The 25,597-nt window shown below is 41.9% G+C and carries 23 protein-coding genes; 9 read left to right on the top strand and 14 right to left on the bottom strand.

What is annotated here, in order from left to right:
- Positions 1–244: 244 nt before the first annotated feature.
- The gene (locus tag DWX43_RS01915) at positions 245–1,264 is read left to right on the top strand and encodes a LacI family DNA-binding transcriptional regulator (RefSeq protein ID WP_182440595.1); all 1,020 of its coding nucleotides are present in this window, start codon (positions 245–247) and stop codon (positions 1,262–1,264) included.
- A 76-nt stretch (positions 1,265–1,340) separates the two neighbouring features.
- Here DWX43_RS01915 and DWX43_RS01910 read toward each other — a convergent pair whose 3' ends face one another.
- The 6 genes from DWX43_RS01910 to DWX43_RS01885 form a co-directional block, all read right to left on the bottom strand.
- Positions 1,341–3,665, bottom strand: coding sequence for a glycoside hydrolase family 95 protein (locus tag DWX43_RS01910; RefSeq protein WP_118618446.1), 2,325 nt, complete (start codon positions 3,663–3,665; stop codon positions 1,341–1,343).
- A 15-nt stretch (positions 3,666–3,680) separates the two neighbouring features.
- Positions 3,681–4,529: a carbohydrate ABC transporter permease gene (locus DWX43_RS01905; RefSeq protein ID WP_182440594.1), complete on the bottom strand. Its 849-nt coding sequence runs from the start codon at positions 4,527–4,529 to the stop codon at positions 3,681–3,683.
- Positions 4,530–4,545: 16 nt separating this feature from the next.
- Positions 4,546–5,445, bottom strand: coding sequence for a sugar ABC transporter permease (locus tag DWX43_RS01900; protein ID WP_118618442.1), 900 nt, complete (start codon positions 5,443–5,445; stop codon positions 4,546–4,548).
- Between the two features lie 28 nt (positions 5,446–5,473).
- Positions 5,474–6,784 carry an extracellular solute-binding protein gene (locus tag DWX43_RS01895; RefSeq protein ID WP_118618440.1) on the bottom strand — a complete coding sequence of 437 codons (1,311 nt, stop codon included), beginning with the start codon at positions 6,782–6,784 and terminating at the stop codon, positions 5,474–5,476.
- Between the two features lie 380 nt (positions 6,785–7,164).
- Positions 7,165–7,401, bottom strand: a complete 237-nt coding sequence (locus DWX43_RS01890; RefSeq protein WP_109731559.1) for a hypothetical protein — start codon at positions 7,399–7,401, stop codon at positions 7,165–7,167.
- Positions 7,402–7,494: 93 nt separating this feature from the next.
- Positions 7,495–7,791, bottom strand: a complete 297-nt coding sequence (locus DWX43_RS01885) for a cysteine-rich small domain-containing protein (RefSeq protein ID WP_109731558.1) — start codon at positions 7,789–7,791, stop codon at positions 7,495–7,497.
- A 159-nt stretch (positions 7,792–7,950) separates the two neighbouring features.
- Between DWX43_RS01885 and DWX43_RS01880 the strand changes: the two genes are divergently transcribed.
- From DWX43_RS01880 to DWX43_RS01870, 3 genes are all read left to right on the top strand, one after another.
- Positions 7,951–8,880 (top strand): alpha/beta fold hydrolase, encoded by a 930-nt coding sequence (locus DWX43_RS01880; RefSeq protein ID WP_118618438.1) that lies wholly within the window; start codon positions 7,951–7,953, stop codon positions 8,878–8,880.
- A gap of 743 nt (positions 8,881–9,623) precedes the next feature.
- A complete protein-coding gene (locus tag DWX43_RS01875) occupies positions 9,624–10,148 on the top strand; it encodes a hypothetical protein (protein ID WP_147356283.1) in 525 nt (174 codons plus the stop codon).
- Positions 10,149–10,238: 90 nt separating this feature from the next.
- The gene (locus DWX43_RS01870; RefSeq protein WP_242996072.1) at positions 10,239–10,799 is read left to right on the top strand and encodes a ferritin family protein; all 561 of its coding nucleotides are present in this window, start codon (positions 10,239–10,241) and stop codon (positions 10,797–10,799) included.
- 47 nt (positions 10,800–10,846) lie between these two features.
- Here DWX43_RS01870 and DWX43_RS01865 read toward each other — a convergent pair whose 3' ends face one another.
- Positions 10,847–11,446, bottom strand: coding sequence for a cytidylate kinase-like family protein (locus DWX43_RS01865; protein ID WP_118618434.1), 600 nt, complete (start codon positions 11,444–11,446; stop codon positions 10,847–10,849).
- Positions 11,447–11,739: 293 nt separating this feature from the next.
- On the opposite strand from DWX43_RS01865, the gene DWX43_RS01860 reads away from it, so the two are divergent.
- Together DWX43_RS01860 and DWX43_RS01855 are read left to right on the top strand one after the other, a co-directional pair.
- A complete protein-coding gene (locus tag DWX43_RS01860; protein WP_118618432.1) occupies positions 11,740–12,420 on the top strand; it encodes a response regulator transcription factor in 681 nt (226 codons plus the stop codon).
- On the top strand, positions 12,413–13,450 hold the full coding sequence (locus DWX43_RS01855) for a HAMP domain-containing sensor histidine kinase (RefSeq protein WP_118618430.1): 1,038 nt from the start codon (positions 12,413–12,415) through the stop codon (positions 13,448–13,450). Before DWX43_RS01860 ends, DWX43_RS01855 begins: the two co-directional genes overlap by 8 nt.
- A gap of 110 nt (positions 13,451–13,560) precedes the next feature.
- On the opposite strand, the gene DWX43_RS01850 is transcribed toward DWX43_RS01855, so the two are convergent.
- Together DWX43_RS01850 and DWX43_RS01845 are read right to left on the bottom strand one after the other, a co-directional pair.
- Positions 13,561–14,955 (bottom strand): HAMP domain-containing sensor histidine kinase, encoded by a 1,395-nt coding sequence (locus DWX43_RS01850; RefSeq protein ID WP_118618428.1) that lies wholly within the window; start codon positions 14,953–14,955, stop codon positions 13,561–13,563.
- Positions 14,956–14,957: 2 nt separating this feature from the next.
- On the bottom strand, positions 14,958–15,665 hold the full coding sequence (locus DWX43_RS01845; protein ID WP_118618426.1) for a response regulator transcription factor: 708 nt from the start codon (positions 15,663–15,665) through the stop codon (positions 14,958–14,960).
- Between the two features lie 162 nt (positions 15,666–15,827).
- Here DWX43_RS01845 and DWX43_RS01840 point away from each other — a divergent pair, with 162 nt between their 5' ends.
- From DWX43_RS01840 to DWX43_RS01830, 3 genes are read left to right on the top strand one after another with little or no spacing between them, the layout of a single operon-like run.
- On the top strand, positions 15,828–16,592 hold the full coding sequence (locus tag DWX43_RS01840; protein WP_118618424.1) for an ABC transporter ATP-binding protein: 765 nt from the start codon (positions 15,828–15,830) through the stop codon (positions 16,590–16,592).
- The gene (locus tag DWX43_RS01835) at positions 16,589–17,314 is read left to right on the top strand and encodes an ABC transporter permease (protein WP_118618422.1); all 726 of its coding nucleotides are present in this window, start codon (positions 16,589–16,591) and stop codon (positions 17,312–17,314) included. The genes DWX43_RS01840 and DWX43_RS01835 overlap by 4 nt, the downstream gene beginning before the upstream one ends.
- 13 nt (positions 17,315–17,327) lie before the next feature.
- Positions 17,328–18,092, top strand: a complete 765-nt coding sequence (locus tag DWX43_RS01830; RefSeq protein ID WP_118618420.1) for an ABC transporter permease — start codon at positions 17,328–17,330, stop codon at positions 18,090–18,092.
- Positions 18,093–18,128: 36 nt separating this feature from the next.
- Here the strand turns inward: DWX43_RS01830 and DWX43_RS01825 are convergent, their stop codons facing one another.
- From DWX43_RS01825 to DWX43_RS01805, 5 genes are all read right to left on the bottom strand, one after another.
- Positions 18,129–19,142, bottom strand: a complete 1,014-nt coding sequence (locus DWX43_RS01825) for a permease (RefSeq protein WP_118618418.1) — start codon at positions 19,140–19,142, stop codon at positions 18,129–18,131.
- Positions 19,143–19,441: 299 nt separating this feature from the next.
- Positions 19,442–19,729, bottom strand: a complete 288-nt coding sequence (locus DWX43_RS01820; RefSeq protein ID WP_118618416.1) for a metalloregulator ArsR/SmtB family transcription factor — start codon at positions 19,727–19,729, stop codon at positions 19,442–19,444.
- 74 nt (positions 19,730–19,803) lie between these two features.
- The gene (locus DWX43_RS01815) at positions 19,804–23,388 is read right to left on the bottom strand and encodes an ABC transporter ATP-binding protein/permease (RefSeq protein WP_118618414.1); all 3,585 of its coding nucleotides are present in this window, start codon (positions 23,386–23,388) and stop codon (positions 19,804–19,806) included.
- Between the two features lie 115 nt (positions 23,389–23,503).
- Positions 23,504–24,874 carry an ATP-binding protein gene (locus DWX43_RS01810; RefSeq protein WP_118618412.1) on the bottom strand — a complete coding sequence of 457 codons (1,371 nt, stop codon included), beginning with the start codon at positions 24,872–24,874 and terminating at the stop codon, positions 23,504–23,506.
- The gene (locus DWX43_RS01805; protein WP_109731548.1) at positions 24,874–25,578 is read right to left on the bottom strand and encodes a LytTR family DNA-binding domain-containing protein; all 705 of its coding nucleotides are present in this window, start codon (positions 25,576–25,578) and stop codon (positions 24,874–24,876) included. Before DWX43_RS01805 ends, DWX43_RS01810 begins: the two co-directional genes overlap by 1 nt.
- Positions 25,579–25,597 lie beyond the last annotated feature (19 nt).

Raw genomic sequence — 25,597 nt, 5'->3', positions numbered from 1 at the left:
GTTCATTTTATATGTGATATATTACCATGTACTTATTTTCGTGTCAATTATATTTTGTGATATATTTCCTTAATCATCTTATTTTAGTTATTATTTTTGACATTTTCTCCAAAATCGTCCTGTTTTTTATTCAATAGAATGTTTTTTGTCCACTTCTTTCCGACTCCCTGAGTGCCCTTTTTACCTTGACTTTATATTTTCTTTCATATAGAATTTAGATAGAAACTCTTTGGAGGTGAATCATTTGGCATCAACAATTAGGGATGTGGCTAATCTGGCCGGATTATCGCTCGGAACTGTAAGTAAATATATCAATGGTACACCGGTAAAGGAAGCGAACCGCATCCGAATCGAGAATGCAATCCGGGAGCTGGACTTCCGGCCTAATAATATCGCCAAAGGACTGCGCAACGCCCAGACTTTCTCTGTTGCTGTCCTGATTCCTATGCTTACCTCCAATTTCTGCACCTCCATGATTTCGTCTATCGAGGCCTACCTGCTGCCAAAGGGTTACAGTGTCATCGTATGTGAATGCCATAATAATGAAAAGATGGAACTGCAAAAAGCACGTTTCCTGTTGGACCGTATGGTCGACGGGATTATCTTGATTCCTTTTTCATCTTCGGGTGAACAGATTGAATTAATTCAGGAGAATAATACGCCTCTTATAGTAGTTGACCAGATTATCAAGGATCATCCTGCAGACAGTATTATACTTGATAATTTCCGTTCCGCTTATGAGCCGGTAAAAAAACTGATCCAGCTGCACCATAATAAGATTGCAATCATTATCGGTGAATCTGACCACTATACGTCAGCCGAACGACTTAATGGTTATATAACCGCTATGAATGAACATCAAATACCAGTTATTGATGACTATATCCAATGCGGAAATTATACAATGGACGGAGGATACGACGCAATGCTCCGTCTGGCCGGTCTGCCTGACCCTCCTACTGCTGTCTTTATCAGTAACTACGACATGGAAATAGGCGCATATTTAGCAATCAATTACTTAAGACTGCAGATTCCGGATGATATTTCCATCATTGGGTTTGATAACTTTCCTCTGGCAAATATCGTTAATCCACCGCTGTCCTTTGCCGCCCAGCCGCTAGATGCTATGGGGCTTGCTGCCGCAAAACTTCTGTTTAAGAGAATGCGCGGCGACAAGTCAGACTATCCTAAGATTATAACGCATGAACCGGAATTTTATTACAAAGAAAGTATTCAGGATTTAGAAAAAAAGAAGCGGGTATGATTTTCCTGCTTCTTTTTTATTTCATGCCATAAGTTATTTTCTTATATCTCAGGTAATTTTTTGTACTTTACTCCTACTATGATGGAATGGAGGCATAAACCTTCTTCCCTTCCTGCAGATATAATTGCCACTGCACGTCCCGATACTTTACAGATACCTCCTGCGTGGCTGCAGATAAAAATCCAACTTCCTTTAATACACCATCTTTCCACTTTAAATCAACAGTTATCCCACCTTCTGCCAACAGTCCTGTTACTTCACCTTTTGGCCACGCTTTGGGTAAGGCCGGCAAAAGTTCGATGATTCCATAACAGCTTTGGAGCAGCATCTCTGACATTCCATTCAGGCTGCCAAAATTACCGTCAATCTGGAATACTTCCCGCTCACCTTCGCTCTCCCCTAATGGTGGGTGCAGGTCAAACAGGTTGTCATATGAAGAGTTTGTAAGCAGTCTTTTCAAATAATGCAGCGCTTCCTCTCCATTTTCCAGTCTTGCATAGAAATTAATCAGCCAGGCGCAGCTCCAGCCAATATGTCCTCCGCCATTCTCCAGCCTGCGTTCTATAAACTTTTCTACACTTTTTATTAATTCCGGAGTATTATATTTATTGATTGTGGTTCCCGGGTGGAATGCTGCCAATGGAGAAAAATGTCTGTGTCCGGGATCTTTCTCTTCAAAGTCTTCTGCCCATTCCTGAAGCTGTCCCTCTCTTCCCACTTTATAAGCAGGCAGCAGCCCGTATTTTTCCTTTACTTCTTCTGTAAAATCATCACTGATATCCAGAATCTCGCTGGCTTCCACTACATTTTTAAAAAGTTCACGGATTAATGCTGTGTCCATCGTTGAACCAAAGCTGACCGCACATTCTCTTTTCTCACAGTCATAAAATGTATTTTCCGGAGAAGTAGAAAGAGGCGTATAGTAATAACCATCCTCCCGCTTAACCAGCCAGTCCAGACAAAAGCAAGCGGCGCCTCTCATAACCGGATAAATTCTGTTTTCCAGTATTTTTTTATCACGTGTATATTTATAGTAGTCATAAATCTGCGCACTCAGCCATACACCACCCATTGGCCAATAAGCATACTTTGCCATCCCGTCTACAGGCTCTGTCTGTCTCCACAAGTCTACATTATGATTTGCCGCCCAGCCCCGGCACCCGTAGAATCGAACTGCTGTTTCCTGTCCCGCGATACTCATTTCTTCCAGCATACGGATCAGAGGTTCATAACATTCCAGCATATTACAGCTTCCAACAGGCCAGTAATTCATTTCCGTGTTAATATTTATAGTCCAGTTACTGCTCCATACGGGTCTTGTACTGTCACTCCAGATTCCCTGAAGGTTTGAAGGCTGGCTTCCTATTCTTGAACTCGCTATCATCAGATACCGGTTATAGTGAAAATAGAGACAATAAAGCCCCTTATCCTCTTCCCCGCTTTTTAACTTTCTTAACCTTTCGTCCGTTGGGACCTCCGGTTCGGGTTCCCCAAGGTCGAAATAGACACGTTTAAAAATTTGTGTATAATCTGACAAATGTCTTTCCTTAACAAGCGCATATGAAATTCCGCTTATCTGCTCCATAAGCAGCCTGCATTTCTCGAAACACGCTTTATGAGAATAGGAAATAGGTTTTTGAAAGCCTTCGTATCCATTTGATACTGTGATATATGCTATAACCTCGGTTGCATGCATTACATGCAGTTTTCCTTCCTCAATATACAGCCCGCCATCCTGGTTCTCCACCCGCAGATAGCCGCAGAATGGCATTCCCAGATCTGTTTTCTCGTATACAACAGGATGATGGCTTGGTACATAATTAGGTTCCACATGACTCGGGGCGTTCCCTGAAATTACAATTCCGTTTCCTTCGTGAATAGCTGAAAAGTATTGAAGCCTGCTTTCGAAATTAAAAATAACGTCCAGCTTATTTGCTTCCCCGCTTCTTATCTTTATAGCAATGACATTATCCGGATAAGAGGAAAATATTTCACTCTGATAGCGAACATCCCCGGACACGAATTCTGTTTTCAAAAGTGCCTGCCCAAGATCTAACTCCCTCCTGTAATTTTTGTATTCTTTCACTTGGGGAAAACTGTACTTTACTACCCCAAGAGGCATATAGGATTCATTGTAATCTCCCAGCATGTGCTCTTCTACAAGCTGCTGCGCTTCATAATATGAGCCCGCCAGACTGAGTTTTTTCGCTTTGTTTAACAGTGCCCTGTCAACGCCTCCTTTTTCTCTGTTTCCAGTTCCTGACCAGAGTGTATCCTGATTGATAAATACACTTTCCTCAGGAAGCGTCCCATATATAACAGCACCAAGACTTCCATTTCCAATTGGGAGTGCCTCACTAAAAGATGCAGCTGGAGATTGATACCATAATTTTGTATTCATATTTCTGTCTTGCTCCTATTCTTTCACTGCACCCGATGTCACACCATTTACGATATATTTCTGTGCAAAAATAAAAATTAAAATCGTAGGGATGGATATCAGTACCAGTGCCGCATTATACCGTCCCAAGCTTTGGGCCGTCATACCATATGCCCCTTTAAAGGCATTTACTGCAACTGTTGTCGTATACGCTTCGTCTTTTGTCAAAAACATCAGAGGGAAAAGGAAGTCCTGAAATGACCACATAAGCTGCAATACTGCAAGATTAATCATAGCAGGCTTTGCCAGAGGCAGGTAAATCCGAAAACACGTCTGTACAATGGTGGCGCCGTCTACATTTGCAGATTCCATCAATTCCCCCGGCAGGCCATCGAAAAAGTTCTTCATCATCAGGACACCAAAAGGGATCGTAATGAGACATTCTGATAAAATGACTGCTAAATGTGTATTGTATAAATGGGCAGTCTTGTATATATAAAATAATGGTATAATCAGAATTGGCCCTGAAATTGCAAGACACATCACTACCATATTATAAATCAATTTTCTTCCTGTAAATTCTACCTTTGAAAATGCAAAACCTGCAAATGAACAGATAAAAACAAGCAAAGCACCTGCACAGACTGCATTGACTGCAGAGTTAATAAAATATTGATAAAAGGGTACGCCGTTGATTTTGTTTGTTAAGACATATGTATAATTTGCAAACCCGTTCACTTTCAGCGAATCTTTAATCAGGGAATAAACTGGCACTGCCCAGATAAGTGTCATGATAATTAGAAATATAACCATAACTATTTTATTCTTTTTGGAAATAGAGAACATATCCTTTTCCATTTCCTGATTCTTTATATTTCTTTTCATTACTATTTTCTCCTTTCTAGGCATTCTTCTCTGTCAGTTTTAACTGAATAAAGGATATTAAAAATGCTACAATCAGTACAATGATAGCTGCCGCACATACCAGCCCGATATTCGAACCTGCTGACCGTGTGGCCCGGTAAATGTATGTACCTATGATCTCCGTCGCCCCTCCGGGGCCCCCGTCCGTCATCATGAATACCCTTTCCATTTCCCTGAAGCCGCCAAGAAGCATAGACAGGATAATTGTTTTGTGTGTATTCTTAAGCATCGGATAGATTACCATGAATAGCTGGTGCCTCATCTTTGCCCCATCCATTGTTGCTGCTTCCAGAACACTGTCACTGATTGTTGTCATATCTGCTGTGTAATACATGATCGGAATCCCAATCAGGAATATGGATACCGAACAGACCGACCAGATTGCCAGATTGGGATCTGCCAGCCATCGTTGTGCCAGTGCTCCAAGTCCTGCCCCTCTCAGGAGCTGATTCACAATTCCATTTTTATACTCCAGCATAGAACTGAAAACAGCTGCCATTAAAGCAATCGGAAGCATGGACGGAACAAAAAACAATGCATGGAAAAATCTCTTCCCTTTGATTTTAAAGTTTAAAATAATTGAGATAAAAAAACCAAATGTCAGTCCGCAGAATATATTGGCTGCAGACAATAAAAAGGTGTTGAACAATGCCCTCCAGAATGTCTTATCGGCCAGAATCGTGCTATAGTTGGACAGACCTACAAAATCAGTGTTCCGAAAGGTAATCGTTACATGTTTAAAGCTGTTTACTATTAAGAAATAAAAACTATATCCCAACAACCCTATAAAGATGATAATAAGAGGAAGCAGAAAGATAAATCCTGCCCTGTTATTCCTTTTTTTAATCCCGTTTCCTGCCTGACCCATTCTACTCATATCCGCAACCTCCCATTATCTAAAATCCCTAATACTTTCCGCTCGTCCATTCCTTTTGCAATGTTTTCAGCGCATCCTCGGCAGATTTTGTTCCATTCATTACGCTCTGCACCTCTGCGCCTTCAATATCCGAGTATCCTGAAACGTTATTTCTATCTGCTGTTGCAGTGTTAATCAGTTCTACAACTGTATCCCACCCCTGTTTTGCCGTATCTGTTGCAAACAAAGATTCATCTACTTCAAAGTCTTTTTTTGCAGATGTACCTGTAAGCTGTTTTCCAAACAGATCCGCTCCGTCACCGAGTGTCAGGTAAGCAACAAACTTTGCAGCTGCTTCCTTCTTCTCTGAATAATCTACAACCCCGATCCCGGAATCTATATAAGAACGCACCGTCAGCTGTCCACCATCTTCCGCAACCGGAAGCGCCATAGCACCTACATCCTCAAGATCAATTCCGTTTCCCTCTCTTAAGGTCTGTGACAATAACGGAGATTCCCATGAGCCCATGTAATAAACTAAAGCATTTCCATTTGTAAATTCTTCTGTTGCGCTGGCATAATCTAAATCTAATGCATCTGCTGTGAAAATCCCCTCATCAAAAAACTTCTTAAACCCGTTAAATGCCTGCAGGAACTCTTCACTGTCAACATCTGCACCTTCATATCTCCACTGATTATAGTAATCTCCCTGCTGTCCAAGGACTGTCAGCATCATCTCATCCATAATCCAGGCTTCCTTACCGGCAAATACACCTACATATTTATCCGGATATTTTTCTTTCAGTTTTTCGGCAACTGTTTTGTATTCTGCAATAGTTGTCGGTACTTCACATCCGATTTCCTCTAAAAGAGCCGCATTATAATAACCGATCATAGAACCGGAATTGGTAAGCACCAGCATTTTTGTATTCCCGCCAGTAAGCTGATTTCCCTGTTCCAGACATTTTTCAGAATACTTGTCCTTCCAGTCATCTCCTGCCGCAGCCGGCATCAGTTCATCCAGATCAGCCAGATAATCCTGTACTTCTTCGGCAAATGCAGAAGGCTGTACACCAATTACATCAATATCCTCATCCGTACTAAGTGCAAGAGGTACCTTTTCCTGAAAAGCCTTACTTTCCATTACTGTCATATTAATTTTGATGTCAGGATTCTCCTTCTCAAAAGCTTTAATCGTCTCATCAATCTGATCCGTACTCGGGAACCATGTCCAGTAATTTAAAGTGACTGTACCGTCATCGGATTCTGACTTAGAATCATTCGATTTTCCACATCCGGCTGCCATGCCTGCTACCATTACTGCTGCCAGAATAATGCTCATTGCTTTTTTCATTTTCATACCTGTGTTCTCCTTTAATTATTCTCATATTTAATTTAACAATTGCCAATACCATTGCCGGGAGCGTCCTCCCTTTTCAAAAGTGAACCGGTTCATTTTTTTGATAAAATATATAGAGTTTATAACAAACTCCTCTCTTGTGTGCACCATTTCTTCTATTTTCTTGGACAAAACCACTATAACATTAGATTTTGCAAAATGTCAACAGCTTATATTTTTTTTGTTAATATCAGAGAAATTATACTTGCAAATTTGTTAATAATACACAATAAATTTTATTACACGATACAAAGTACAAAACTAAATAAGATTAGAGCGTGTTAGATAAACCATGTATATGGCTGGTTTATCTAACACGCTCTGGAACGATATGATTCCGGTCAGGCTGTCTGCAAATCTTCCTGCCCTTCATTCTGTCCAATGAGCCCGTACAGGTCCTCAATGGACAGCTCATTCGCCTTCATAAAATTATAAAGCTCACCGAGCTCTTCTTCCCGCTTTTTATTCTCAAGCTCTTCTTTCTGCTGCATCAGAACATCCAGCTTGTCCTGCAGTTTATTTATCTGCTCTTCCAAAGCATGGATCTGGTTGTCTAATGATTTCCTCTGTCTCGCCATATCTTTCTCTCCTATCGCTAATTTTTACGTTATTTAACGCTCTATTAAATTATATGGCCGGGCTTGGGAATTTATTCCTGTTTTTTTCCAGATTTATTCTTTTGTTCTCTGGTTCATAACAAGTTCTTTGATCTCGCTGTATTTACCTGTCACATAATCGTAATTCTCCCGCTTGTGGGGAAGGGTGCAGTTCGTACAGTCCTTAACCCCCCTGTCCGTATACCTGAAATTACCTCCACATCTGTCCCCTAATGCATATAAGGGGCAGTAGCAGAACAGGCAGTTAAAATTATCCGGGTCATTCGTCTTATGGCATGGAAAATATTCACATTCCTTATGGCTGAAAAATGAATATTTCTTTTCTTTTATATTCTTATCTTTCCGGGACATATTTTCATCTCCTTTAGAACACTACTATATCACTGTTTATACGCAGATGCAAACCAGCTTTTGTTACTGCTCTATTTTTACCTAAATTTGTTTGACACTCCTGCCCCCGCATTCTACAATGAATGTAGTAGTTATTTTATAGAAAACGGAGGTGTTGTTATGTTACATGAGGTAAACTTTTTATCCTTCAACAAGCGCGACGAGGTACAGGGCTGGATCTATGTCCCTGCTGTAAAACCAAAGGGCATTGTCCAGATTATTCACGGATTTGGTGAACATTCCAGACGGTATCTGCACATGATCGTAAAATTTATGGATGCCGGTTACATTGTAGCTGCGGATGACCATGTTGGACACGGAAAAACCGCGATGGTCAGCGGAATCTGGGGTGACTGGGGTGATGCAGGCTTCCATACCATGATGGAGGATGAACACACCCTGAAAAAACTGGTATGCGGGAAATACCCGGATCTTCCATACTTTCTTTTTGGACACAGCATGGGGTCCTTTATTGCAAGAGATTATGCCGCAGCATACGGCGATGATCTGGCCGGGGTCACAATCTGCGGGACTACCGGAACCTTCCGCGGGGCTTCCGAAGCCGCCGTACTTTTGAAGAAAGCTGTAGATGAAGGACTCGGAAAAGATTCCAATGCTGAATTTACAGGGGCTCTGATGGGGTGGATGTGCGAACGCTGTGATGATGTCACGATCGGAAATGAGTGGATCTGCGCAGATCCTTATGTACAGAAGGATCATGCAGAAGATCCTTTTGATGCCTTTACAAAGCCAACCAGCAACCGCTCCCTTTATGATTTTACACAGATGATGGAGGCAATTATAGGTACCGAATGGGCTGAAAAAGTGCCGAAATCACTTCCGGTTTATAATATCGGCGGTGATCAGGACCCGGTCGGCGAATATGGAAAAGGAATCTATGAGGTATCAAACTGGCTGTGGGATACCGGGCACCGTGTTACGACCAAAGTATATTCCGGCTACCGTCATGAGATCCATAATTATGCTGCCATCAAAGATGAGGTCGAGGCAGGAATCATTGAATTTATGGATGGAGTACTTGAGGATTAGCCAATTGTAAACCAACACTTTATCTATACAGATGCCGTACTCCAGAGAGCGCGGCATCTGTGCCAGAGTGTGTTTGATAATTCATGTATACGGCTGATTGTCCCACTTTGCGAGATATTTGAGCCAAATTTTTGAGGCGTAGTGGTCCTACGTTGATAAAATTTGGCTCAAATAGGGGGTGAAGTGGGGCGGTCAGACGTGTACAATGAATTATCAAACACACTCTAATAATAACAAGTGAAATGTGTATTGGTTTTGCAAACAGCACTTGACTTTTCCCTTCCCCTCTTTTACACTTATGCATACGCAGATGATGGTTCTGTACATGGAAACTATCACACAGCATCTTAATAAGCAATCTCAAACAATCTAATAGATCTTTGAGTCACCCCTATGATCAGGGAATTTTTTCAGAAATACACAGCACCCCTATATTTTGCAGTAATATACCATTGTCTGCCCCCATATTTTTTGCTATAGTAAAATCAGATAGTTTCTCTGTATAGTTGCATAGAAAGGATACTATATGGACAACACAACCAAAACAGTTTGGCAGGAGGAGCTGCCTGCCGCTGTACAGCACGAAGATGCAGTCTTAAAGACAATGATGCATTTCTTCGCAGACGATAAAGCGTTTCCGTTCCTACGAAGCACTCGCCAGTTACCAGTACCATGTCTCCGTGACCACTTATGTATTGTTTTCCGGATCGATTCGGCATCCTGTAACTGAATTTACAGAAGGAGTGAATACATACCGGGTCATTCCCATTATTATGCAGGAAAAGAGTGCCGACGAGCTGATTGGCAGGCTGGAAAAATGTGTGGCAGAAGATGTCCCCCTGAAGCGTGAAGACCTTGTAATGCTTCCCCTCTGCCCCTTGATGGGTGGAACAATGCCGCAAAAGGACAGGATCAGGGCTGCATTTGCAATTACAAGGGAGGCAACAACAATCAATCCTGATGAAATCAGGAAAATCGAGGCGGTGATCTATGCTATGGCAGACAAGTTTTTAGAATCAATGGATATCGAGGAAATCATGGAGGAAATAAAAATGACCAGGATAGGACAGAAATTAGTAAGCGCGGGGATTGCTGAAGGCCTCGCTGAGGGTATCGCTGAAGGCCACGCCGAGGGCATGCTTGAGGGGGAAGAAAGGGTCAACCGTCTTACACTTCTTCTCCTCGAAGATAAAAGATATGAGGATATTGAGAAGGCCTCGAAAGACAGAGAATACCAGAGGCAGTTGTTTAAAGAATTTGGGATCTGACGTAGTGATTCCTGAATATTCTGCATATCCAAATTCCTGTTATCATAGATTGTATACTAAATACATCCATTAACAAGGAGTGTTCTAAATATGCAAAATGAGAATAAAGAGAACTGCTGCAGCGGCCACGATGCCGTCCCCAGACAGCCGAAAGAAAGTTTTTCTGCACCCGGCCCTTATCCTCCCGTGCGGGTCTGTGAGCGCAACAGCCTTTACGGAAGAATGATGCTGGATAATATGGGAGGGCAGCATTCGGAAATGACTACCATAAGTCTCTATCTCTATAATAATATGCTGATTGATGAGAATGACCGGATTTCCAATATCTTCAAGGGAATCAGTATAGTAGAGATGCATCATCTTCATATTTTCGGGGAGATTGCAAGGATTATGGGTGAAGCGCCCAGACTCTGGACACACCGCGGCAGCCGGATGGTCTACTGGACGCCGGGATATAATACTTACTCCGTAGAATTAAAGCCCCTGCTTGTAAACGCAGTGAACATGGAAAAGGGTGCCGTACAAAAATATCAAAATCAGTGTGCCCGGATTGAGGATAAGTATATTGTGGAATCTCTTAAGAGAATCATCGAAGATGAAGAACTACATATCAGGATCTTCGAATCGCTCTATGATGAGTATTGCCGCTAGAAAATCTGGGGGCAGAACCATGCCGGTTCTGCCCCGTCTGCAGTCTTCTATTTCAGGGCTCCCTCCAGAAATTCCACGCAGCCTTCTATTCCCAGCCGGCTACTGTCCAGCACAACATCATAGCGGCGCAGATCATCCCACTTCTTCCCTGTATTTGCAAAATAGTAATTTGCACGTTTCTTATCGAACTTCTTCATGGTACTTTCCACATCCCCTTCCGGGATTCCATATTCCGCTGCTATCCTTTTTTTCTTATCTGGAAGTTCCGCATGAATGAAGACATTCAGCACGTCATCCCTGTCCTTCAGCACTTCTGATGCACAGTGTCCGAGGAAAATCGCCTCTCCCGCATCTGCCAGCCTTTGAATGGTCTTCTGTTCTTCCAGAAAAATACGGCCCTCATTAGACAGCATATTTACATTTCCGTTCTGTACCTGACTCATCATATAGAGAGAATACATCAGACTATTTGTGGCGGTCTCCTCATATCTCCCGATTCTCTCAACGGAAATATTATATTTTTGGGAAACCATTTCCAGAATCTCACTGCCGTAACAGGGGACTTTGCTTACCTCCGAAAGTCTTCTTCCTATCTTTGTTCCTCCGCTTCCATATTCCCTTTCAATTGTGATAAAACTGTACTTCATTTCACTTCGCCTTCCTTTTTGCCTGCCCCCAGTTGACAGGAACATATGCCTCAGCTAAGGGTATGATTTCTATTTCATAAATAGTAACTATCTTTATAGTTTATACCTTCTGCCGGGCATTTTCAACTTATAATCTATACTTTACTTTATGGTTTAAACTTACTTCAGCACTGTTGAGGTACATTTGAGGTTGAACGTGTAAAATTACTATAAAAGTACCTTACTTCCCTCATATAACTTCTTTTGGAAGTAAGGTCCAAACTGTGATAGAATAAAATTTGGAGGTAAAGAAGATGTTTCAGATTTTAGTAGTAGAAGACAACAAAGAATTGCGGGATCTTTTCTGTACAGTTCTGACCGACAATGGTTATACTGCAATCCCCGCAACAGATGGAATGAATGCGTTTGATATTCTCGATCATACTTATGTAGATTTAATCATATCCGATGTCATGATGCCTGTTATGGACGGTTTCGAAATGATAAGAGCAGTGCGTGAAGCAAGGTATACGATGCCGATCCTCATTATAACCGCGAAAGAAGATCCGGCAGATAAACAGGAAGGGTTCCGGTCTGGCACTGATGACTATATGGTCAAGCCGATTGATGTGAATGAGATGGTCTGGAGGGTAGAGGCACTTCTGCGCCGTTCACAGATTGTCAGCCAGCGTAAAACCCAACTTGGCTCGACTGTATTTGACTGCGATGCATTGACCGTCCGGTGCGGTTCCTCGGTAACCGAGCTGCCCCAGAAGGAATTTCTCCTGCTCTTTAAACTGGCCGCTTCACCCAACCGGATTTTCACACGCAGACAGATTATGGAGGAAATCTGGGGCCCTGATTCTGAAACAGATACTCATACTTTAGATGTCCACATCAGCCGTCTTAGGGAAAAATTCAAGAGCAATCCTGATTTTGATATCGTAACAGTACGTGGACTCGGTTATAAGGTGGTGAAAAAACAGCATGAATAAACGTTCCTTTAAAGTAACCGTTATGTTCTCCTTCCTGGTATTTCTCATCCTGACAATTACTATGACTTTGATGGGATTCTTAGCTATCGCCTTACTCAATCTGGGAATCATACAAGATCCCATGACCGGACTGATCCTTCTCATATCTGGTGTAGTCAGCGTAATTCTGGGAACCATTTTTTCCCGTTTTGCCGGGAAACGGCCTTTAAAGGCTATTTTCTCCATTAATGAAGCAACAAAGGAAGTGGTAAAGGGGAATTTTAGTGTCCGGGTAGATGAAGACACCCCTGTCACGGAATTAAGCTCTATGGCCCATAATTTTAATGTTATGGTAAAAGAACTGGCAAATACAGAAATCTTCCGGAAAGATTTCATAGAAAATGTTTCCCATGAATTTAAAACACCACTGGCTGCCATTGAGGGATATGTGACACTCCTGCAGAATAAATCCCTGTCCGAGGAAAAGCGGGCGGAATACACGGAACGAATCCTCTTCAATACAAGGCGGCTTTCCTCACTGACAGGTAATATTCTCCTGCTGGCGCGGCTAGAGAATCAGGAAATTGAGGTTAAAAAAGAAAGCTATTCTCTGGACGAACAGCTTCGGGAAGTCATCTTGCTCTTTGAAACACAATGGACACAAAAAGAACTGGATCTGGATATCGACCTGTGTTCAGTGGATTACAGCGGCAACAAAGAACTGCTCATGCAGGTATGGCAGAATATACTGGGTAATGCGATTAAATTCGTATCCCAACAGGGACAGATACAGATTCTTCTAAGAAAAAAGCAGAAAAACATTATAGTTTCCATTGCAGATAACGGGATCGGTATGGATGAAAACACAATAAAAAGAGTATACGAAAAGTTCTATCAGGCAGACGCCGCACGTACCGGGGGCGGCAACGGCTTAGGACTGACTCTGGCAAAACGGATCGTCGACCTGCATAACGGAACGATCGAAGTTTCCAGCAGGGCCGGGGCCGGCACTATTTTTACAGTAACGCTCCCGGAAGAAATACAGCAGTAAAGTTACTATTCTCACCTTACGGGAATACAAGGCACGTTCTAAACAGTAACACGCAGCAGGCTCTTTGGATTATAAAACCATAGCTGTAATTCACATCATATTCATGTGATCTACAAGCTATGGTTTTTACAATCATGATTTAATGGAAGGTAAATTGTTGTAGAAAATCCTGCATTTAAAGCGCCGGATATTTTTATTCTTCCTTTATGAATCGTGACAATCTCTTTCACAAGCAATAACCCTAATCCATGCTGTAAATCTAAGCGGTCATCTGTACTTTGCAGATAGTGTGGTGTCGTTTGTATTTTATGTAATTCCTCTTCTGTAATACCTCTGCCATTGTCGCTGATCGTTAAAATAAATGTATTTTCATCTGCCTGAAGGCTGATTAAAATCATACAGCCATTTTCATTATGGTTAATACTATTTGATATGACATTTTGTATTGCCCTGTACAATAATCTTTCGTCACCTGCTATACTTATAGATTCAACATTCCTGGCAAGGTTTAATTCAAAATCAAACTTATCGCTTAGATCTCCATTCAAGTATTCGGCAACAGTTTCCCGTATTATTTTGCACAGATAAACATTTTTTTCCTGAACAGGCTGAACATTATAATTCAACTGGCTAACAAGATTTAAGTCCTGTACTAAATTTTTTATTTTTACACTTTGAGTTTTGATAATGATTGCCTGCTTTTTTGTACTTTCGTTTACATTTGATGCAGCGGCAATCTTATCAGCATATCCCATTATCATTGATAATGGTGTACGAATATCATGTGAGACACCACTAATCCAATTTGCTCTTGCCTGATCTTGTTTTTTCAGATAATTTGAAGTTTCGTTAATACGTTCGCCAACTTCTGAAAGTTCACCATTTATGTCAAGAATTACTTTTTCGCCATGTGATAGTTTATCTATTCCGCTCAAAATAGGTGTAATCTTTAACATAACATTTCGTTTTGACAAATAGTATACGATAAACAAAATAGCTGTATCTAATCCTAATATGATTAAGAAAATAATAGGAGCCTTTCGTATAATGGATAATGGAAGATAGTTTGTTGTAATTTTGGAATAGCTGTCTTGTGGGTAACCCAGAACCAATAAGTTTTTTTCCTGTTCCCATGTAAAAACGGGGTAGTCACTGATGTAGCCTTTCGAAAAAGCGGCAACATCTTGTAATGTATATTTTAGAGGTATATTCTCCGGAAGATTATGCTGCCAGATAACATTACCACTACTGTCTATCAAGATACCCCAGATGTTATCTTCTGTAAGTTTTCTTTGATATTTAGAGTTTAAAGTATAAGTTCCATTTTCAGATGTAAAATTTTCAGATACCTTTTGGAGTGTCCGGACGGGGCTTTCTCTGCTTATATCTTCAACTGTGTTATTAAATGTCAGAAAGAATACCACTAAATCTAATACTACAATAAAGACCAGTATCAGTAAGTACAAAAGCAAATGTTTAGTAATGAATTTTCCGAAATTACGCATTGTTAAGACCTGCTTTCCACAATTAACTTATAGCCTAATCCCTTGAAGGTAATTAGGGACTGAGGTTTTGATGGATTTTCTTCAATTTTTTCCCGTATTCTCCGGATATGGGCAAGCAAAGAATTCCCATATCCAAACGGATTATCTCCCCAGACAGCTTCACAAAGAGCGTCTATGGTAACTATACGGTTAACGTTTCTCGCAAGGGTTTCTAAAATATCACGCTCTTTTGCAGTAAGGGGAAATGTATCATCTCTCCATATGACTTGTGCATTTTCTAAATCAACTTTGCAGGCATGCAGTTCAATAAATGGATTTTCTTTCTTATAGGATCTGCGCAATACAGCAATTAACCGGAAAATAAGTTCCTTTGGCAGAAACGGTTTTGTGATATAATCATCCGCCCCCAGGCCAAAGCCGGAATATTTATCCTGCACATCATCTTTAGCAGTCAGAAAGATAACGGGAATATCCATAAAGCTCCTTATAGTGTCCATTAACTCGAAACCGTTTCCGTCAGGGAGCATGACATCCAGTATCGCAATGTCAGGCTTTTCTTTTTGACAAATTTCCAAAGCAGATTTCACGCAATCGGTTGTGACGATATTCAGGAAGTTTTCCTCTGTAAGTATTGAGATAAGCATATTTCTTAAATCTGCTTCATCATCTACAATCAATATCTTTTTGGATTTTAAGTATGCATCATTCATCAATCTATCGCTCTTTTCCTTTTACCATTTTCTTTAATTATAACATCATCAAAAAAGTTGAACAGTTGTTTTTGCATTTGTAAGGTAAATGTAAGGTAGAGAGAATGTTGCTGTAATGTAGATTACTTATAGTATAACTAACAAGAAAAAGGAGTGGAATTTATGGTAAATATAATTGAAACAAAAAATTTAACAAAAAAATACAAAGGGTTTACCGCAGTAGACCATGTGTCACTACACATTAAGAAAGGAAAAATTTATGGATTTCTCGGTCCAAACGGAGCCGGGAAATCCACAACTATGAAAATGCTTTTAGGATTGACAGCACAAACAGAGGGCAGTTTTAAAATCGACAACATGACATTTCCAAATGACCGGATGCGTATTTTAAAGAAGGTTGGTTCATTCATCGAGTCACCTTCCTTTTATTCAAATTTGACAGGCAAAGAAAATTTGGACATTATTCGCAGAATTTTAAACCTTCCAGCTTCAACAGTTGGCAGCGCATTGGAGTTGGTAGGTTTATCAGAATTTGGAAACCGTCTGGCGAAAAAATACTCGTTAGGAATGAAACAGCGATTAGGGCTTGCTTCTGCTTTACTCGGCGAACCGCCCGTCTTAATTTTAGATGAGCCGACAAATGGGCTGGATCCGGCAGGCATTCACGAGATTCGGAATCTAATTAAATCGCTTCCTGAGAAATATAACTGTACGATTCTAATTTCATCTCATATGCTATCTGAAATTGAACTGTTAGCAGATGATATTGGTATCTTAAATCACGGCAGACTGCTTTTCGAGGGCAGCCTTGATGATTTGAAAAATACGGCGAAGGAAGAGGGATTTGAAACAGACAAGTTAGAAGATATGTTCCTATCTATGATTGACGAAGATAACACTATAAGAAAGCAGAGGTCGAAGTTATGAACAGCTTAGTTATTGAACTGAAAAAATGTAGACGCACAGGAATATTGGAAGTTTTACCAATAACCGGAATACTGGGAGCATTCTATGCTTTTGCGAATTTCATAATTCGTAAAGATGTATTACTCAACCTGCCGCTTCCACCAATGGACGTTTTATTAACACAGTTATATGGAATGATAATGGTGCTCAACATGTTTGGAATTATTGTTGCAGCAACTTTAGCATATAATGTGGAATTTCAGGGAAATGCAATCAAAAAAATGTATATGCTCCCATTCAATCCATCCGCAATCTTCAGACATAAATTTTATATACTATTTGCGCTGCTTGTATTATGTATTTTCCTGCAAAATGGAGCATTATGTATGATTGGAGACATCTTCCTTCCAACTGGCACATTTGAACTGCCGGCACTTTTAAAATACGCGGGATATTGTTTTGCATCAACCCTGCCAGTACTGGCATTTATGCTTTTTGTATCATCACGCTGTGAAAACATCTGGTTCACTTTAGGAATTGGTGTGGCTGGATTTTTTAGCGGCATGGCAATGTCACTTTCCGATTTTACGGCCTTTTTAGTCAATCCGTTTGTATTGATGGTGAAACCGGCAGTATCGTCTGCCGCAAACATTGATATGGGCATTTTAATTGTAGGACTTGTTGAAACAGTTACGTTTTTCGTATTAGGCTGGTATGTTAGTAAAACGAAACACTATGAATAAAGGGGGACCCAATATGTCAGTCATTGAATTGTTAAAAATAGAATTTATAAAAGTAAAGAGGTCAGGTATACTTCCTTTGCTTTTTATACCACCTGTATTAGTTGTTATTTCTGGTGTGTCAAGCATCGGCATGTACATGTCACCAGAATATACAGACGCATGGTCAGCAATGTTCATTCAAAGTGCGCTGCTTTTCGGATATTATCTACTTCCATTCTCAATGGTTGTCGTTTGTGTCATGATTGCAAACAGAGAAATGAAAAACAATGGTATTATGAAAATGCTTGCATTGCCTGTCAAAAGGGGGAAGCTTGCATTGACAAAGTTTTTCGTACTATTAAGTTTCTTAACAATAGAATTGTTAATCTTCTTCAGCGCGTTTATTATTGCAGGAATTATTACCACACAGGTTATGAATGTAGGGGAATCCGTACCAATCCTTTATTTGTTAACATGGACGATAAAACTATTCTCGACAATGGTTCCTGCCGTTTCATGTATGTGGGCAATTACAATATTATTTGAAAAATCGCTATTATCTATGGGATTAAACCTGTTACTAATAATCCCGGGTGTATTGATCGCAAATACTCCCTTACGGTTAGTTTATCCATACTGTTACAGTGGATATGTCGTATCACACGCATTGCATACGGTAACAGCTGCAGGAGGTGGAAGTACCTTACCGCTGCTTCCGTTTGTGCCATGTGCTGTAATCATATCGGTTTTCGCATTATTTGTGTCTATTAAATATTTTGGGAGAAAAGAAATGAGGTAAAACCTAAAGTAATCCCATTTCCTTAACCCCCGGTTTTTAAATCAAATATGCATGAAATATATTAAACAAATATCCGACAATGATAATCCCGACCGTGCAGATAGCAATAAACAATGCTAACAGCTTAGGCTTTACTGCTTTCTTTAACATAATCATAGACGGCAGGCTTAAAGTCGTAACTGCCATCATAAAAGCCAGAATTGTGCCTAACTGCGCGCCCTTCGCAAGCAGTGCCTCAGCAACCGGTATGGTGCCAAATATGTCCGCATACATCGGGATACCGACTAATGCAGCTAATATGACGCCAAACGGGTTATTACTTCCTAAGATTGTTTCCACCCAGCTTTCTGGTATCCAGTTATGAATGACCGCCCCGATTCCAACACCTGCTAAAATATAAGGGAATACTTTTTTAAATGTTTCTGTAACCTGTTCTTTCGCAAACTGTATTCTGTCCCTTCTTGTGAGTGCAGGGGTATTAATATCCACACTGCCTGCGCTCCTTATAAATTCTTCCACATACTTTTCCATGTGCATTTTCTCAATAATTGTCCCACCGGTAACCGCAATCACTAACCCAATCAGTACATAGGCAAAGGCAACTTTTACGCCGAAGATACTCATAAGCAGGACAAGGCTTCCCAAGTCTACCATAGGGGAAGATATCAGGAATGAAAAGGTAACACCTAAAGAAAGTCCGGCATTTGTAAACCCGATAAATAAAGGTATAGAGGAACATGAACAAAAAGGAGTAACCGTTCCCAGTAAAGCCGATATAATATTTGCCCCTGTCCCGTGAAACCGTCCTAATATTTTCTTACTTCTTTCAGGCGGGAAATAGCTTTGTATAAACGAGATGAAAAAAATTAACAGACATAACAAAATAGTGATCTTAATCACATCATAAATAAAAAACTGAATGCTCCCCCCTATGCGGCTTTCGATGTCCAGCCCCGAAGCTGACAGAAGGCCGCCTATTAAACTGTTCAGCCATTTCATACCTAATATCTGGTCCTGAAAAAATAACCATATATCACTTAAAATTGTCAAAAAAACCCCTCCATTCTTTTTATCATATAATGTTGGGGTCAAAAGGTATTTTGACCCCTGATGCTACGGATTTCTCCGCACTTCGTGCTCCCGAAATCCTAAAAACATTCGAAATCCGCCCTAATCGGGCTACTTTCTCATGTTTTACGGGTCCCAAAGTCATCCAATTGCATGCGAGCATGCATTGTATGACCTTTTGACCCTGGCATCAACACATCAATTTTTTTTGATGTATTGAGGATATATAAAAGCCATCGCACGATGACTTTTATATACCCCAAGGATACACAATGTTCTAACTATGCCTGTATATCAGGCGTTGTCAATTCTAAAAGGCGCTTTGCAGCGTACTCACTTCCCTTTTGATTCAGGCTGTAGTGTGTCCATTTCCCTTCCTGTCTGCCTGTTACAATACCGGATTCACAAAGTATTTTCATATGATAAGATAAAGCCGACTGCCCCATGTCCATACACTCAATTAGGACACACGCACACTTTTCCCCGCCTTTTAAATGTTCTAAAATAGCCAGTCTCTTTTCATCACAGAGTGCTTTAAAAATTTTAGCATCTTTCGAAAAATCTGTCATTTCCACTGTCCTTTACATCAAATTATTTTGATATGACTATCATAACCTACATACCTCTTCTTGTCAATACTCAATTACTCAACCCGAAGTGCCGTCACCGGGTCATTCTTCGCAGCCTTGCTGGATGGGATCAGGCCTCCCAGTATCGTCAGCAGCACGCTGAGCAGGATCAGTATGACTGCATACTGTACAGGCAGAACTGCGCTGATGGATGAATTCCCGGCCAGATGGTGGATCAGTGCATTCCCCGGTATCAGGATCAGAAGTGTCAGAATGATTCCGATCCCTCCCGCACAGAGACCGATGATGAAGGTTTCCGCATTAAAAATCTGGGATACATTCCCCTTCGATGCCCCGATCGCACGCAGGATTCCGATTTCCTTTTTCCGCTCCAATACACTGATATATGTGATGACTCCGATCATGATAGACGAAACTACGAGAGAAATCGCTACAAAGGCGATCAGCACATAGCTGATGATGTCGATAATGTTCGTTACAGAAGACATCATTGTCCCTACTATATCTGTGTAGGAAATAACCTGCTCATCTTTTCCTTCTTCCTCCATGCGGCTGTTATAATCATCCAGAATCTGGACTACTTGTTCCTTGCTCGCAAAATCCAGCGGATAGATATTGATCCCGGTCGGCTGGTCGAAATCCACGTATCCCAGTTTTTCCAAATTTCCTTTATAAGTGGCTCCTTCCGTGGTCATGAAGGACATCAGAAGTTCTGACATTTCATCCTGATCCATATTCATCTGAAAAGCCTTTGCAAACGCTTCCTCGTCAATCTGCATGGCATCGCCCATTGCACTCTGAAGCTGGCTTCCGATCTGGCCCATGACTGACTGCATGGCGCCTTCTATGCTGCCACTGATCTGGTTTACAATCTGCTCCATCAGGGATGTCATCTGCGTCTGAAGTGTCTGTGACATTGCCTCTGTAAAGCTTCCCATTGATTTTGTCATATATTCCTGAATAACCGTGGATATCTGTGTCTCCAGACTGTTCATATCAACCATGCTGTATATTCCGTCCGAAAGCTGCTGTCTGCCCTCTGCTGTGTTCAGATATTCCATAAAGTATTGTCCCATTAAGGACGGGTCCGGCAGGCTGTTGGCAGCCGCATACTGCTGATAGCCTGCCGCCAGCTCCAAAGCCAGCTTCTGCAGTTGTTCAGATGTGACCGTCACATCGATATTGCTCTGGAAAATTTCATTTCCCCACCGGGTAAGGATTTCCTGTGCTTCTGCTGTCTGCAGATACTCGATCAGGTACTCATCAAACAGGTCGGGGTCCGTATACCCCTGACCGGCTGCATATGCCTGATAACCGGCCATGATTTCAGAAAACATTGCCTGAAGCTGCTCTGTAGAAACGGTAACACCCCCGCCGTTTTCCTGTATCATGTCTTTTATATTTTCTGTTAAGACCGCCTTCGCTTCCTCGGATACCAGATAAGTATAAACTGCATCGTTCAGTTTCGTGTAGTCTGCCTGTGGATTCCCTGCAGTATAGTTCTGGTAACCTTTCAAAAGCCCGCCCACCATTTGTTCCAGATTGTCTCTGGAAACAGTCAGATTCAGTCCGTTCAGCAGACTTTCCATGCTGAGGCCTTCCATTTCCGGAAGATCCAGTTTCATATCCCCAAAATTCATCATTCCGGACAAATCCAGTGAATTTCCATCCATCTGGAAAGCCCCGGACAGGTCCATCGAATCAGAGAAGCCTCCGGACAGGGCGTCTTCATTAAACTTAAAGGCATTCTGTATGGCATTCGTATCTATTGAAAAAAGAGAATCCATATTCAGGGAGTTCTTGTTACTGTCCGTATCACCGAACGGCTCGTTCGTAAACACATTTACATCCGTTTCTGCCATCTGCTGCTGTACGATCCTGCTGTTCTTCGCCTGCTTTGCAGTATGCTGTGTCAGGGAAACCGTGTATCCGATCCCCGGCTTAAGTGCGGAACCGTTTGCCCCCTCTGAAAGCTGCACAATACCAACCACTTTAAGCTCTTCCCCGTTTTTCACCAGTGTGCGCATATAATCCTTGTTATCGGTCTTATCCGTCCACACTTTATGCTCACCGTCATATTCATAATAATCTGAACTGTTTACCAGCTTGTAGGTAGTCCCCAGAATATCTTCATAAGTATAGGAGCCCATATTATCGGGTGTATTGATTGTCTCCTCATCAATAAACTGCTGAATCATTTCATCCAGTTCCATGACATCTCTCAGCCCCAATGTGTAGAGCATTAAGTCACTGATGCTACCGCTGCTGTTTAGAACGACAACACATTCCTTGTAATTTTCCGGCCAGTGCCCGGCCTTTACATCGTACTGGTCTTTATACAAAGAGGCATTTTCCGGCATTTCATAGAACATATCCGTGCTCATCATAGAGGACATCATACTATTGGAACCGGAGGCTGAGCCAAATCCAAGAGAATCGAAGGATTTATCCGGATTGACCTGACGGATCTTATCTCCATCCTCACGGTAAATCTGGGGGACACCATTATAAGAGTATTCGATGGCTTTTGTATATGGCTCTATCCCGCTTTCACCGCTGTCCAGATAATTCTTCAGAGATTCCAAGTCATTGGAATTCATCGTGGAAAACATATCCGTCACCATCTGCACCACATGGATATCACCATCTTCTTTTTTCCCGCCTCCCCCTGAATTTCCGACCATCAAAGCTGAAATGTCGAAACCAGTGCTTTGAATCTGGAGGGGATATTCGGAAAGGGTCTCCTCCTCCACGGACTGGATGTAGTCGTTTGCCCCCGTGGAGAGCGACAGTATCAGTGCAATTCCGATGATACCAATGGAACCCGCAAAAGCGGTCAGCAGTGTCCGGGCCTTTTTTGTCCGCAGGTTGTTAAAACTCAGCGAAAGTGCCGTCAGAAATGACATGGAGGATTTCCCCATGTTCCGGTGTTCCGGCTCCTCCATGCTATCTTCATCCAGCTCATACGGATTGGAGTCCGAGCGGATCGTGCCGTCCTTTAATTTTACAATCCGGTTTGCATACTGGTCTGCCAGCTCCGGGTTATGTGTAACCATTACTACAAGGCGGTCTTTTGCCACCTCTTTTAAAAGCTCCATGACCTGAAGGCTGGTCTCACTGTCAAGTGCCCCGGTCGGCTCATCGGCCAGCACGATATCCGGATTGTTTACGAGTGCCCTGGCAATGGCAACCCTCTGCATCTGCCCGCCGGACATCTGGGTCGGCTTTTTGTGCAGCTGCTCCCCGAGCCCTACCTCTTCCAGCGCCTCGCGAGCCTGTTTCTTACGTTCGGCCTTGCTGATTCCGGAAATGGTCAGTGCCAGTTCCACATTCGCCAGTATCGTCTGGTGGGGAATCAGGTTATAACTCTGAAATACAAAACCGATGGTATGGTTTCTGTAGGAATCCCAGTCTCGGTCCTGATATTTTTTCGTAGAAATGCCGTTGATAATCAGGTCTCCACTGTCATAACGGTCAAGCCCCCCAATAATATTTAGAAGTGTTGTCTTTCCCGAACCACTGGGGCCTAAGATTGCAACGAACTCATTATCTCTAAGATTCAGGCTGACTTCATTCAGGGCCGTCTGTATCAGGTCTCCCGTTTTATATTTTTTGCTAATACTCTTAATCTGCAGCATGTTATTCACTCTCCTTGTCTTACCAAAGATACATGCCCAACCTCAACCTAACCTCAACTTACAAGAACCGGTCATATTTTTTCAGTTTTCCTTCTATTCCGCTGCAAAGCTGCTGTCACGCACCCGCCTCGTTCAGAAGTCTCAGGAACTCTTTCGGCATGGGAATTACAATCTGGAGCATGAAGATCCCGTTTTCAATGTCCGCGCACATCGTACCGCCGTATTTATCGGTAAGATGTCTCATACTCTTCATCCCGAACCCGTGGTTCTCACGCTTTCTCACCTTCGTAGAAACCGGCAGCCCGTCCTGAAACTTTAGTTCGCCCTCCATGTAGTTGTTTGTCTGTATGCACAAAAATCCACCCTTCGCAGATATGTTGAGGCTGACAACTCTTTTATCTGTATCCTCATATTTACTGACACATTCGATTGCATTATCTAAAGCATTCCCAAGAAGGGCATAGATATCCAGTGTATTCATGAAATCCAGAGGTTTTGCATCGACAATGCACGTCAGCCGGATCTTATGTTTTTCACAGTACAGGCTCTTCTCGGACAGGATTGTATTCACAACTTCATTACTCGTCTTTACTACCGAATCGTAAAACATAATAGACTCTTCTACTTCTTCGATATACTTTCTGCGTTCCTCTTCTTTCGTGTCCTTCAGTCCCTGCAGCTGGTGCTTCAGATCATGGCATTTCTGGTTAATGATATCAATATTCTCCTTTGAAAGCGCATACTGTTTCTGCCGTTCATAGAGGAGCTGCCTGACTACTTCCTTCTCCTTGTTCAGGGCGCTGATCCGGTAGACACTGTACTGGACAACCAGTACCAGAATACAGTTAAATACATCCGTAAGAGCCCCCCGGTAATTCACCCCTGCAGGATAATCCTCCCCACGAAACAGGTTTTGCCCCATGAATGCAGATACAATAAGCATGATAAGCATCAGCGCAAAGTAGAAAATGGTAGAAGGTTTGTCTTCATAAATAATTCCTTCCAGATCTTTTAACCTTGATGCAAAAATTTTTGCTAAGAGCCAGTACCATGCCGCGCAGGTAACAATGCATACCAGTGCATAGAGTATAAGATGGTCCGGCAGCCCGGGCCAGATCCCCATTGCAAGTATCTCATTCACGACAACATATTCAATGTGCTGTGCCGAATAACTTGATATTCCCAGGAACATAAGATCACTTATCGTGATTTCATAAGTCAGCCTTACGAGTACCAGACTCAGAAACAGCAGGAATATGTACCATGATACATGCAGGGTATAAATTAACATCTTGATGTCTGTGGACACCGCCAGTTTCTGGATCGGTACAAAGCTGACTGCAGTCAGAATAAGGAGAAGGCTTCCTGCCAGATTAATCCTTCCGTGGTCCTTCTTCCTCTTTGCGAAATGAAACGTAAATAGTTGTTCTGCTACAAGCAATTCTATGATAAAACGCAGTTCTTCAAAAACATCCAAAGCACTCATTAATCCATCCCTCCTACATATCTGGTAAATGCCATCATGAATTCCGTCTTCTTGTTTCTGCTGATCTGCAGTTCATCACCGGCTACTTTCACCAGATTCCCCGTGATTGACTCTACATACTTCAGATTTACCAGGTAACAATGGTTACTTCTGACAAAATGATATTCCGCGAGCAGTTCGTCCATTTCTTTTAGTACGCCCCGGACGGTATAGTTCCCTGACACGGTATGGTACACGAGATAATGCCGTATGACCTCGACATAGTAAATATCCCCCAGTGAAATATGTACGACTGAATCCGGCGTATTCAATACAAGACGTTTCTCCTCATTACGTTTCACATAGCGCAGGGCCTTTGCCAGCTTCATTGCAAAATCCGGATAGGAGACAGGCTTGACTATAAAATCTACTGCTTCTACCTCGTAGCCATTGATTGCATACTGCGCCATGTTAGTGATAAACATTAAAACGACCCTTGCGTCCATCTTCCTGAGTTCCCGGGCAGTTTCGATACCATTTAGCCCCGGCATCTCGATGTCCATCAGGACCAGGTCGTAATCTTTCGTATACTTTGTCAGAAAATCATTCGGATGATGGAATACGGACACCTGGACCGGCATCTGCTTTTCCTCTGCAAACCGACTGATATAGTCTGACAGCAGCTCTGTCATTTTCTTTTCATCATCCACAACCGCCAGTTTCATTCCCTTCCCTCCAGTACGT

The sequence above is a fragment of the Clostridium sp. AF19-22AC genome (assembly GCF_003479085.1).
GTDB lineage: Bacteria > Bacillota > Clostridia > Lachnospirales > Lachnospiraceae > Faecalicatena_A > Faecalicatena_A orotica.
Note: the sequence above shows the minus strand (reverse complement) of the source record. Positions and strands in the feature narration are given on the sequence as shown.

Coding starts and splice junctions, on each gene's coding strand:
- DWX43_RS01870 (WP_242996072.1), top strand. CDS start 10,239: ATGCAAAATGAGAATAAAGAGAACTGCTGCAGCGGCCACGATGCCGTC.
- DWX43_RS01885 (WP_109731558.1), bottom strand. CDS start 7,791: ATGTCCCGGAAAGATAAGAATATAAAAGAAAAGAAATATTCATTTTTC.
- DWX43_RS01810 (WP_118618412.1), bottom strand. CDS start 24,874: ATGAGTGCTTTGGATGTTTTTGAAGAACTGCGTTTTATCATAGAATTG.
- DWX43_RS01855 (WP_118618430.1), top strand. CDS start 12,413: ATGAATAAACGTTCCTTTAAAGTAACCGTTATGTTCTCCTTCCTGGTA.
- DWX43_RS01815 (WP_118618414.1), bottom strand. CDS start 23,388: ATGCTGCAGATTAAGAGTATTAGCAAAAAATATAAAACGGGAGACCTG.
- DWX43_RS01900 (WP_118618442.1), bottom strand. CDS start 5,445: ATGAGTAGAATGGGTCAGGCAGGAAACGGGATTAAAAAAAGGAATAAC.
- DWX43_RS01895 (WP_118618440.1), bottom strand. CDS start 6,784: ATGAAAATGAAAAAAGCAATGAGCATTATTCTGGCAGCAGTAATGGTA.
- DWX43_RS01890 (WP_109731559.1), bottom strand. CDS start 7,401: ATGGCGAGACAGAGGAAATCATTAGACAACCAGATCCATGCTTTGGAA.
- DWX43_RS01835 (WP_118618422.1), top strand. CDS start 16,589: ATGAACAGCTTAGTTATTGAACTGAAAAAATGTAGACGCACAGGAATA.
- DWX43_RS01820 (WP_118618416.1), bottom strand. CDS start 19,729: ATGACAGATTTTTCGAAAGATGCTAAAATTTTTAAAGCACTCTGTGAT.
- DWX43_RS01850 (WP_118618428.1), bottom strand. CDS start 14,955: ATGCGTAATTTCGGAAAATTCATTACTAAACATTTGCTTTTGTACTTA.
- DWX43_RS01905 (WP_182440594.1), bottom strand. CDS start 4,529: ATGAAAAGAAATATAAAGAATCAGGAAATGGAAAAGGATATGTTCTCT.
- DWX43_RS01880 (WP_118618438.1), top strand. CDS start 7,951: ATGTTACATGAGGTAAACTTTTTATCCTTCAACAAGCGCGACGAGGTA.
- DWX43_RS01860 (WP_118618432.1), top strand. CDS start 11,740: ATGTTTCAGATTTTAGTAGTAGAAGACAACAAAGAATTGCGGGATCTT.
- DWX43_RS01830 (WP_118618420.1), top strand. CDS start 17,328: ATGTCAGTCATTGAATTGTTAAAAATAGAATTTATAAAAGTAAAGAGG.
- DWX43_RS01865 (WP_118618434.1), bottom strand. CDS start 11,446: ATGAAGTACAGTTTTATCACAATTGAAAGGGAATATGGAAGCGGAGGA.
- DWX43_RS01910 (WP_118618446.1), bottom strand. CDS start 3,665: ATGAATACAAAATTATGGTATCAATCTCCAGCTGCATCTTTTAGTGAG.
- DWX43_RS01845 (WP_118618426.1), bottom strand. CDS start 15,665: ATGAATGATGCATACTTAAAATCCAAAAAGATATTGATTGTAGATGAT.
- DWX43_RS01805 (WP_109731548.1), bottom strand. CDS start 25,578: ATGAAACTGGCGGTTGTGGATGATGAAAAGAAAATGACAGAGCTGCTG.
- DWX43_RS01840 (WP_118618424.1), top strand. CDS start 15,828: ATGGTAAATATAATTGAAACAAAAAATTTAACAAAAAAATACAAAGGG.